Genomic DNA, 9,921 nt, shown 5'->3' on the forward strand with positions numbered 1-9,921 from the left:
CATGTTTCGCATCACTGCCGATGTCATCCGAGAAGAATCGCCACTGGACCCGGCAGCAGGCGCCTACGTCGTGTTCGAAGGACGTGTGCGCGACACGAACCAAGGGCGCCGCGTGCTCGCCGTCGAGTATGAAGCGCACGAGGACCTCGCCTTCACCACGGGCGAGTCGGTGCTTGCGGAGGCTCGTAAGCGCTACGGGCTGCAGGACGCGAGGTGCGTGCACCGCATAGGGCGGTTGAATGTGGGTGATACCGCCGTGTGGGTGTGCGCGGTGGCGGGCCATCGCTCGGAGGCATTCGCTGCCTGCCGCTATATCATAGACGAAGTGAAGCGCAGAGTGCCCGTCTGGAAGAAAGAACACTATGAAGAAGGCGGCGCAGAGTGGCTCCGCGGTGAGCCGCTAGGTGCAGAAAGTTTGACCGAAGAAGCTTACTACTCCAGGCAGACGCTCCTCCCAGAGCTCGCGTCAGGAGGGCAGGAGCGACTTAGGAGTGCACGCGTGCTGGTAGTGGGTGCCGGCGGGCTAGGCTGCGCTGCCCTGCCCTATCTGGTTGCCGCTGGAGTGGGACAGGTGTCCGTGTGCGACTCGGATGTCTTGGACGTGAGCAACCTCCACCGACAGGTGCTCTACTCTGCGAGCGACATCGGACGATGGAAGGCGGAACTAGCAGCCGAAAGGCTAAAAGCCCTCAACCCGTTCGTATCCGTTGTGCCCCACCCCTACAGGCTGACAGCTGATAATATTCTCGGGCTGGTTGACGAACATGACGTAGTGCTGGATTGCACGGACAACTTCGACACCAAGTTCCTCTTGAACGACGCTTGCGTAACCCTGAGTAAGCCGCTCGTTCAGGCTAGCATCTATCAGATGGAGGGGCAAGTGCAAGTGATCGCGCCTGGAGGCGCATGCCTGCGTTGTCAGTGGCCGGAGACCCCTCCCACCGGCTGTGTGGGGTCGTGTGCGGAGGTGGGGGTTCTGGGAGTGCTGCCCGGGTTCTTCGGTGTGCTGCAGGCCAGCGAGGCCATCAAACTGATCGTCTCCATCGGCGAATGCTTGACGAGCACGTTGCTGTTAGTGGATTTGCGGACATACCAGGCGGCTCGATTGGAGCGCCCTCGTAACCCCTCCTGTCCATTGTGTGGATCCGGCACCACTCCCAATCATCGGCCGTCGCCGGCGACCACCCATCCCTCGCCACTTCCGACCTCCTACCCCTCACCACTCGAAGTGATGAGGGGCGAGCGATGTGGAGATCCGTCTCCGACTTGGCTGGTGCGCGGAGACTGCCCGGAGCTAGGCTCGATGACCGTGATCGACCTGCGAGAACCGGACGAAGAGCGCGAGCCGGTTCCGCTCGTGGACACGAACACTACGAACATCCCCATGAGCCGCTTCTCGCGCGAACTCCCCCAGCTCGATCCTGCAAAACGCTACGTGCTGGTGTGCGCCCACGGCAACCGCGCGTTGCGCCTTGCCCGCCACCTCCACTCCCGAGGCTTCACCAATTTCCTCGCCCTGGACCCGAAGGCATACGAAGAAAAGTGCTCGGAACCTTAGGCAGGCCTCAGTCGGCCACGCCCCATATCCGTTACCCTGAGTCTGTCGAAATATGCCCTCGCCGGCCGCTACCGTTGAACTCCCGGGTGTGAGCATGCGGCTCGAAGTGGTCATGCTTCGACGCGCTCAGCATGACGGTATGAGTAGCACCCCATCACGTACGCTGCGCCGACTCTCACTGGCGGAGTAGTAGCTGTCCGCGCGAAAGTGCCCTACCCTCGTCCGTCCAGTAGCATATCCACCAGCTCCGGGATGCCTTCGCCCGTGGACGCGACTGTTTTCACCACCTTCGCCTCGCGCGAGATCTCCTGCCGAATCTGAGCCACCAGCACATCCGCGCCCGGCAGGTCGGACTTGTTCACCACGAACACGTTGGCAATCTCGGTGATGCCGGCCTTCTGAAGCTGCAGGTCGTCACCCGCCCCAGGCATCATCACCAATACCACGGTTGCCGATACCTTCCGCACCTCCACGTCGTTCTGCCCGGCACCCACCGTCTCGACGAACAGCGCATCCATCCCTGCCAAGTCCATAGCTCGAAGCATGGCACCGGTCGTCGGTGCGAGACCACCCATCGCACCGCGGCTGGCCGATGAGCGCACGAAGACGTTGGGGTCTTCGGCAATCCCCGCCATACGCGCGCGGTCGCCTAACACGGCACCACCCGTCAGGGGGCTTGCCGGGTCCACTGCTACCACGCCAATCCGCAGCCCGCGCCGACGGATCTCACGGAGCACCTGCCCGATAAGCGTGCTCTTGCCGACGCCCGGCGCACCGGTCACTCCAATGCAAACAGCGCGGGTCGGCCCGGAGCCTAACAGCCGCTCCACTTCGTAGGTCGAAGCGTCCGACTCGATCCACGAAAGCAGCCTACCTAGTGCCGATAGGTCTCCCCTCTTCGTCTGCGCCACCCACTCCTCCGGGCTGCCGGTCACTGGCAGACGAGCTGGCCTGCCGTTCCGCACACCTAGTGCCTTGACTTGCTCGATGATCGAATCCAGCGACACTTCGGGGCCGAAGATAGCTGCTACCCCGCAGTCCAGTAGGGTCTGCACGTCATGCGGCGGTATGATGCCACCCACCACCACCGGAACATGCCCCCTATCTCGTGCCCGCATCTCCTCGAACACCATCGGTACCAGTGTGTTATGAGCTGCGCTATGCAGGCTCAGCCCTAGGATGTCGGCATCTTCCTCCATGGCGGCTTTCGCGGCTGCAGCGGGGGTTTGCCACAGCCCTGTGTACACTACCTCGATACCGGCCTCGCGAAGTGCACGGTTGAGCACCTTGACTCCCCGGTCGTGTCCGTCCAGTCCGACTTTGGCTAACACCATCCGTATCGGCTTCGTCGCCACTACCATAGGGGCCCCCCATCGTACCTGCCGAACACATCCTCCATCGCTCGTGCCATCTCGCCCACCGTCGGGTAAGCCTTGCACCCTTCGATCAGGGCGGGCATTAAGTTTTCGCCTGCGCGGGCGGCTTCTCGTATGCGTTGCAGGGCGGTTTCTACGGCGGCGGGGTTGCGTTCGGCCTTCACCTTCCGCAGCCGCTCCACCTGTTCGTCTTCTGCTGCCTGTTCGATCTTCAATATCTCGATGGGTGGACCGGGATCCTCCTCGAAGGCGTTCACACCTACAACGATACGCTCTTGAGCATTCACGCGCTTGCTGTCCCGATAGGCCGCGTCGGCGATCTCCCGTCGCACATACCCCGACTCGATGGCACGCAGAATGCCACCCATCTCGTCGATCCGACGTATGTACTCCCACGCTTCTTCTTCGATGTCCTTGGTAAGTCGCTCAATGAAGTAACTGCCACCTAGCGGGTCCACCGTGTTAGTCACACCGGTCTCGTATGCAAGCACCTGCTGAGTGCGCAATGCTAGGGTGACCGCGTTTTCCGTCGGGAGGCCCAGCGTTTCGTCCATGCTGTTCGTGTGCAGCGACTGACACCCACCCAGCACCGCTGCCATCGCCTGATAAGCGGTACGCATCAGATTGACGTACGGCTGCTTGTTGTACAAGCTGCAACCCGCTGTCTGTGCATGGAATCGAAGCCACATGCTGCGCGGGTTGTTGGACCCGAAGCGGTCACGCACCAGGTGCGCCCAAAGCCTCCGAGCGGCCCTGTACTTCGCAATCTCCTCGAAGAAGTCATTGTGTGCGTTGAAGAAGAAGCTGAGACGTGGCAGGAACTTATCCTTGTCGAGCCCGCGCTTGATACTCTCTTCGGCATAGGTGATACCATCGTATATGGTGAACGCCAGCTCCTGTGCAGCCGTAGAGCCTGCCTCGCGTATGTGGTAGCCGCTAATACTAACAGGGTTATACTGCGGCATCTCGTTGGAGCAGAACTCGATGGTGTCGATCACCAGCTTGAGCGAAGGAGCGGGTGGGTAGATGAACTCGTTCTGCGCGTGAAACTCCTTCAGAATGTCGTTCTGACAGGTACCACGCAGCTTGTCCCTCGGCACGCCCTGCTTGTCCGCCGTCGCGATGTAAAAGGCCAGTACGATCGCGGCGGGGGCATTGATGGTCATCGAGACGCTGGCCTCACCGAGATCGATGCCGTCGAAAAGGATTTCGAAATCCGCCAGCGTATCCACCGCGACGCCACATCGCCCGACCTCGCCCCTCGAGAGCGGATCGTCACTATCCCGCCCCATCAGCGTCGGCAGGTCGAAGGCGGTGGAAAGACCTGTCTGCCCCTGTCGGATGAGAAACTTGAACCGCTCGTTCGTCTGGTGGGGAGTTCCGAACCCCGCGAACTGCCGCATGGTCCACAGTCTGCCCCGATACATGTCGGCGTGGATGCCGCGTGTGAACGGGAAACACCCCGGCTCCCCGATGTCGCGGTCGTGGTCTATTCCAGCGACATCTTCCGGCCCATACACGCGCTGTACCGGTCGTCCGGAGATCGTAAGGAACTTCTCAAACTCTGTTACTTCGGTCGCCATTGCACCCCTCGCAAGCACCATTGCATCGTCTTGGAGCCAGACCTCCGCTCAACGAGAGCGGCTCTCGTTGAGCGTGGCTCGACCTATTATGCTGCATCTACTGGTTGCGTAGTTCCGGCGTCCCGCCGGAACTACCGATCCATCACGCGGTTTCGCCGTCCCGGCGATGCGGCAGGTCCGGCGAGGACGCCGGAACCACGAGGCCACGCGTGGCCCAGAGCGTGGCAAGGTAGCGTCTATTGCCACAACGCTCGCGGCGCACGAACGCACGCTTCGACAGGCTCAGCGTGACGGTTTGGGAGCCCCCGGCACGCGCCCACGATGGGCTATCCACAACGCCGCCACTGGGGCAGCAGGCGGAATCGGCTCGCGAACGTGGCATCGCCGTCCCGGCGATGCTCCCACCGTGGTTTCGCCGTCCCGGCGATGGGGCAGGTCCGGCGAGGACGCCGGAACCACGAGGCCACGCGTGGCCCAGAGCGTCGCAAGCTAGCGTCTATTGCCACAACGCTCGAGGCGCACGAACGCACGCTTCGACAGGCTCAGCGTGACGGGAGGGCTGTCCACGGTACGCAGATACCCCCACCCACAACGCCACCGGGGCAGCAGGCGGAATCGGCGAACGTGGCATCGCCGTCCCGGCGATGCGGCCACCGTGGTTTCGCCGTCCCGGCGATGCGGCAGGTCCGGCGAGGACGCCGGAACCACGGAACGCTGGAACCACCAAACCAGTGCCGTGGTTTCGCCGTCTCGGCGATGTGGTCCGGCGGGATGGCGGAGATACCTCCTCAGTCGCGTGGCCAGTCGAGAACCTGGCCGGCCTCGACAAGGAGTAGGCGCAGATCGTCATAGCGGATCTCTTGAACGGCCGCGCCGGCCTCCAGCGCAAGGCACGCCGCGGCTCCCGCACTCTGCCCCAACACCATGTACACGGGCTCCATGCGGATAGATCCGAACGCGATGTGGGACGCCGACAGGCAAACCGGCACTAGCAAGTTCGTGCACTCTCCTATTGGTGAAACGATGGCGCGGTAGGACACGGGGTAGGGTCCCGGCACCCTCACCTGCACGTCCCCCTCGTTCTGCGCAGCCCCGTTGTCTACGTATCGCTGACAGTTGTGCGAATCCATCGTATAGGATGCGAGGCCAATCGACTCCGGCGCGATGCGAGTACCTAAGCAGTCATGCTCGGTCATTACGTAGTCCGACACCATCCTACGTGCCTCGCGGACATACAGCTGATGCGGCCACCCGCCCGTTTCCTGGAACTCGTCTCTCGGCAATCCCCACTCACTCACTCGCCGGCGAAGCGACTCGGGCACGCGAGGATCACTAACAAGAAACCACATCAGTCCCCTCTGATAGGTGACATGATCCTGGAAGATGCGTTCGCGCGTGTCGTAGTCCCCTTCTGGCCACTCGTAGTTTCGACCGATGTTGTCCGTAGAGAAAGCACCGTTGTTGTTCACGTCGGTCTTGTCGTTCGGCATACCAGGCGAGAAGTAAAGCACGTCCTGAGGTCCCTCCGAAAGGTAACGTGCTAGCAGTTCGTATCGGCGCGGGTCGTAGTCGTCGGGTCGGGTGAAAGGGATGCGGTTCTCTGGGCCACGTGTTAGGCACATGCGGAAGCAATAGGCTTGTACCCGATGGTCGCCTTCGCCGTGGTAGCCCGGGTGTTCACCCGAAACGCCCCATAACAAGCCGCTCGAAGGGTCTCCCTCACGCACGTAAGGGTCCACCGGGCGGACGAAGCGATGGAAGGGTCGCCCGAACTGCACACCGTTTAGCGTCTCGCCATACTGCTCGTTGGACTCTCTCCCGACCGTATAACTCACTCTCGCTTTCGCCATCAGGTCGCCTTCGTAGGTAGCATCTATGAACACACCCGCTCGGTAGGTGCTACCATCTTCCATCTCGACTGTCACGATGCGACTGCCTTCCATCCGCACCGAGCGCAGCCGTTGTTCGAACCGCACCTCCACACCTGCGACGGAGAGCATACGAAGGAACGTCAGCTCGGCAATTCTCGGCTCGAAGGTCCATGCCTCGCCTTCCATGCGGTAGTACGCCCCCAGCCGGCGATAGAACTCGCGAGCGATCCCACCGATGGCCTGCTTGTTGCCGGTATCCGTCGCGCCGAGACCGCTGGCCGTCACGCCACCCACGTGCCTGCCGAACTCCGCGATGACCGTCCTCTTGCCCATCCTGCTCGTCTGAATGGCAGCGGCGATACCCGCCGGGGTAGCTCCGTAGATGCACACGTCTGTCTCTACGACTGGCGCGGGGTCCTTTCGAGGTACGGGGTAGTAGTAGCGAAGGTAGTTCATCGGCAGAACGACCTCCTTTCTATGTGGCAACTCGCGCTGGGCCGCGCCCTGCCTCCAGTGGCGCTCCGCATAGGGCATCCAGCGGCTAGGATCGGCGACGCCCGTCGGTGGCCCCCCACTCGCCATGCCGACGGAGTACGGCAGCATCACGGCAAAGATCACGAGGCTCACAGGAGAGCGCAACCCACCAGTCCATGGTGTCCGCATATTCATCGCCGGCTCCTCATACGTCGTCCATGCCTTTCGGGCCTTCAAAGTAACCACTTTTCGCACGGATCGCCGCCCCTGTGAGCCTCACGCATCTGATACAATCAGTGCGGGAATCGTCGCGGTCTCGACGAAGAGCCGCAACTCGCGCATTCGTGCGCAAACGATGGAAGGACATCTATGAGCAACCGCATTCTGCGCAAGACACGCTTGGCGGAGCGCATCTGGGAATTCGAAGTGGAAGCCCCGAGGATTGCCAAGCGAGCCGAAGCCGGCCAGTTCGTCGCACTGCGCTCGTCCGAGGTTGGCGAGCGCGTTCCGATTACCATCTCCGAGAAGGACCCCGAACGGGGCGTCATCACGCTCGTCGTGCAAGAAGCCGGAATGGAGACCCAGAGTCTGGGGAGCCTGAAGGAAGGCGAGGACATCCTGGATGTTCTCGGCCCGCTCGGCAAGCCCACCGAACTGCAGGCAGAGGGTACCTGTGTATGCATCGGAGGCGGCGTGGGCATCGCGATACTGCGCCCCATCGTCCGGGCGCTCAAAGAGAAGGGCAACCGTGTGGTGACCATCTTGGGCGCGCGTGACCGCAGCCTGCTGATCCTGCGGAAGGAACTCGAGGCGCTGAGTGATGAGGTCCTGGTCTGCACCGATAACGGCTCCGAAGGCGTGCACGGAATGGTGACCGACGTACTTCGCCAATACCTGGACGGCGGAGGCAAGTGCGATCGGGTGTTCGCCATCGGCCCGCTGCGGATGATGTGGGCGGTGGGCGACATGACGACGGAGCGCGGCATTCCCTGTACGGTCAGCCTGAACCCAGTGATGCTCTGCGCCAGTGGCATGTGCGGTGCCTGCCGAGTCTCGGTCGGGGGCGAGACGCTCTTTGCATGCGTACACGGGCCGGAGTTCGAGGCGAGCAAGGTCAATTTCGCCGAGCTCCAGGCCAGGCAGATGATGTATCGCGAGGCGGAGGAGAGAATCCTTCGCGAGCACGCGACCTGCTCGCTCGAAGAACGCCACGCGGAGCTACCGGAGCGCGCCGCCAAGGAGATTCAGATGATTTCGGGCGCTGCGGAGGGCGAGCCGTCTAAGCGCAAGATCATCCCGAAGCACGTGCCGGTAACCATCCTCGAGCCGAAGGAGCGCATCAAAACCTTCGACGAGGTGAGCCTCGGCTATAACGAAGAGGAGGCTATCGCCGAGGCCAACCGCTGTATCGAGTGCAAGAACCCGGGCTGCGTCGCGGGATGCCCGGTCGGAGTAAATATTCCGGCGTTCGTTTCGCTGATAGCGCAGGGCAAATTCGCCGAGGCCTATCAGGTGGTGTGCGAATCGCACATGTTGGGCGCGGTGTGCGGCCGGGTGTGTCCCCAGGAGACCCAGTGCGAGCAGCTCTGCGCATTGGGCAAGAAGTTCGACAGCGTGTGCATCGGCCGCCTGGAACGTTTCTGCGCGGACTGGGCCGCTGCGCACCCCGAAGCGATGGCTCGGGCAAACGGCCACCCCGTCGTGACTCCCGAATGGTGGTCGAAGGTCGCCGTCATCGGCTCAGGCCCCGCAGGCCTCTGCTGCGCAGCGGACCTCGCAAAGGCTGGCGTGAAGGTCACCATCTTCGAGGCGCTGCACCGTCCCGGCGGCGTGCTGGCCTATGGCATTCCGGAGTTCCGCCTTCCTCGCGGCGTGGTAGACCGCGAGGTGCAGCGGGTGAAAGACCTGGGCGTGGACATCGAGCTGAACGTCATCGTCGGGCGGACGGTTACACTGGACGAGCTGTTCGAGTCGGGCTACAAGGCGGTGTTCGTCGGCAGCGGAGCGGGCCTACCCACCTTCCTGAACATCCCCGGCGAGAACCTTAAGGGCGTGTTCTCCGCGAACGAGTTCCTTACTCGCGTGAACCTGATGCGCGCCCGGCTATTCCCCTTCTACCACACGCCGATCTACGTCGGTGACGTGACCTTCGTGTTCGGTGCGGGCAACACCGCGATGGATGCGGTCCGATGCGCCCTGAGGCTCGGCTCGCGCGACGCTCGCATCCTGTATCGCCGCTCGCGCGAGGAGGCCCCGGCGCGCCACGAGGAGCTGGAGCACGCAGAGGAAGAAGGCGTCCGCTTCGAGTTCCTGGTTGCACCGACGCGCTTCATCGGTAACGACGATGGCTGGGTGACAGGTGTGGAAATCCAACGGATGGAGCTGGGTGAACCGGACGCTTCAGGACGACGACGTCCGGTGCCCATCGGGGGCTCCGAGGAGATCTGGCCATGCGACTGTGCGATCGTGGCAGTCGGCCAATCGCCCAACCCGACGATCCCGCAGACCACGCCTGGGCTTGAGACGGGACGCCGCGGCGTGATCGTGGTGGACAAGGAGACCCTGGCGACTAGTATTCCGGGCATCTATTCGGGTGGTGATGCGGTGTCGGGCGGCACTACGGTCATCGAGGCTGCAGGGCACGGCCGCAAGGCGGCGCGCTCGATACTGCGCTATCTGTGCAGCCTTCCCGGTGTGGCGCCGCCCCACGTCCTCGCACGCGTCGAGGCATTGGAGGCCGCCGCGGCAGGCGGCGGGACTGCGGAGTAGCCCGGCGGTTCGGGGATAGAGGCCCCTGTCTATGTCTCCACCGCTCGCGGTCGAAATTCCCGCGAACTCGCGCGGCAGCACCCACCCTCATGCTGTCACTCCGAGGCGAAGCCGAGGAGCCTCTTCCTCAAGCTCCCACCTGCCGCCCCCGGTCGTGCTTCGGTCTTGCCGCTCCGCTCTGATACCGAAGCATGGGGACCTTGCCCGCATTGTCCAAGAGGCCTTCGCATCCGCGAGGGCGAGCTTTTCCGCACAGATTCTCCCCACCCGCCTTCCAGCCCCCTCCCCAC

5 protein-coding genes are annotated in these 9,921 nt (G+C 62.9%); 2 read left to right on the forward strand and 3 right to left on the reverse strand.

What is annotated here, in order from left to right; genetic code table 11:
• Position 1 precedes the first annotated feature (1 nt).
• Positions 2–1,558 (forward strand): ThiF family adenylyltransferase, encoded by a 1,557-nt coding sequence (locus HRF45_10375; protein MEP0766929.1) that lies wholly within the window; start codon positions 2–4, stop codon positions 1,556–1,558.
• 212 nt (positions 1,559–1,770) lie between these two features.
• Here the strand turns inward: HRF45_10375 and HRF45_10380 are convergent, their stop codons facing one another.
• The 3 genes from HRF45_10380 to HRF45_10390 form a co-directional block, all read right to left on the reverse strand.
• Positions 1,771–2,919, reverse strand: a complete 1,149-nt coding sequence (locus HRF45_10380; GenBank protein ID MEP0766930.1) for a cobalamin B12-binding domain-containing protein — start codon at positions 2,917–2,919, stop codon at positions 1,771–1,773.
• Positions 2,913–4,538, reverse strand: coding sequence for a methylmalonyl-CoA mutase family protein (locus tag HRF45_10385; GenBank protein ID MEP0766931.1), 1,626 nt, complete (start codon positions 4,536–4,538; stop codon positions 2,913–2,915). The genes HRF45_10380 and HRF45_10385 overlap by 7 nt, the downstream gene beginning before the upstream one ends.
• 767 nt (positions 4,539–5,305) lie before the next feature.
• On the reverse strand, positions 5,306–6,844 hold the full coding sequence (locus HRF45_10390) for an FAD-dependent oxidoreductase (GenBank protein MEP0766932.1): 1,539 nt from the start codon (positions 6,842–6,844) through the stop codon (positions 5,306–5,308).
• A 387-nt stretch (positions 6,845–7,231) separates the two neighbouring features.
• On the opposite strand from HRF45_10390, the gene gltA reads away from it, so the two are divergent.
• Entirely contained in the window at positions 7,232–9,631 is a 2,400-nt protein-coding gene (gene gltA / locus HRF45_10395; protein MEP0766933.1) for an NADPH-dependent glutamate synthase, read from the forward strand.
• Positions 9,632–9,921: the final 290 nt, after the last annotated feature.

It is taken from the genome of Fimbriimonadia bacterium, assembly GCA_039961735.1.
GTDB lineage: Bacteria > Armatimonadota > Fimbriimonadia > Fimbriimonadales > JABRVX01 > JABRVX01.

What these genes read in the sequence shown, in the direction of transcription:
- HRF45_10375 (MEP0766929.1), top strand. Translation starts at nt 2, where the DNA reads ATGTTTCGCATCACTGCCGATGTCATCCGAGAAGAATCGCCACTGGAC.
- HRF45_10380 (MEP0766930.1), bottom strand. Translation starts at nt 2,919, where the DNA reads ATGGTAGTGGCGACGAAGCCGATACGGATGGTGTTAGCCAAAGTCGGA.
- HRF45_10385 (MEP0766931.1), bottom strand. Translation starts at nt 4,538, where the DNA reads ATGGTGCTTGCGAGGGGTGCAATGGCGACCGAAGTAACAGAGTTTGAG.
- HRF45_10390 (MEP0766932.1), bottom strand. Translation starts at nt 6,844, where the DNA reads ATGAACTACCTTCGCTACTACTACCCCGTACCTCGAAAGGACCCCGCG.
- gltA (MEP0766933.1), top strand. Translation starts at nt 7,232, where the DNA reads ATGAGCAACCGCATTCTGCGCAAGACACGCTTGGCGGAGCGCATCTGG.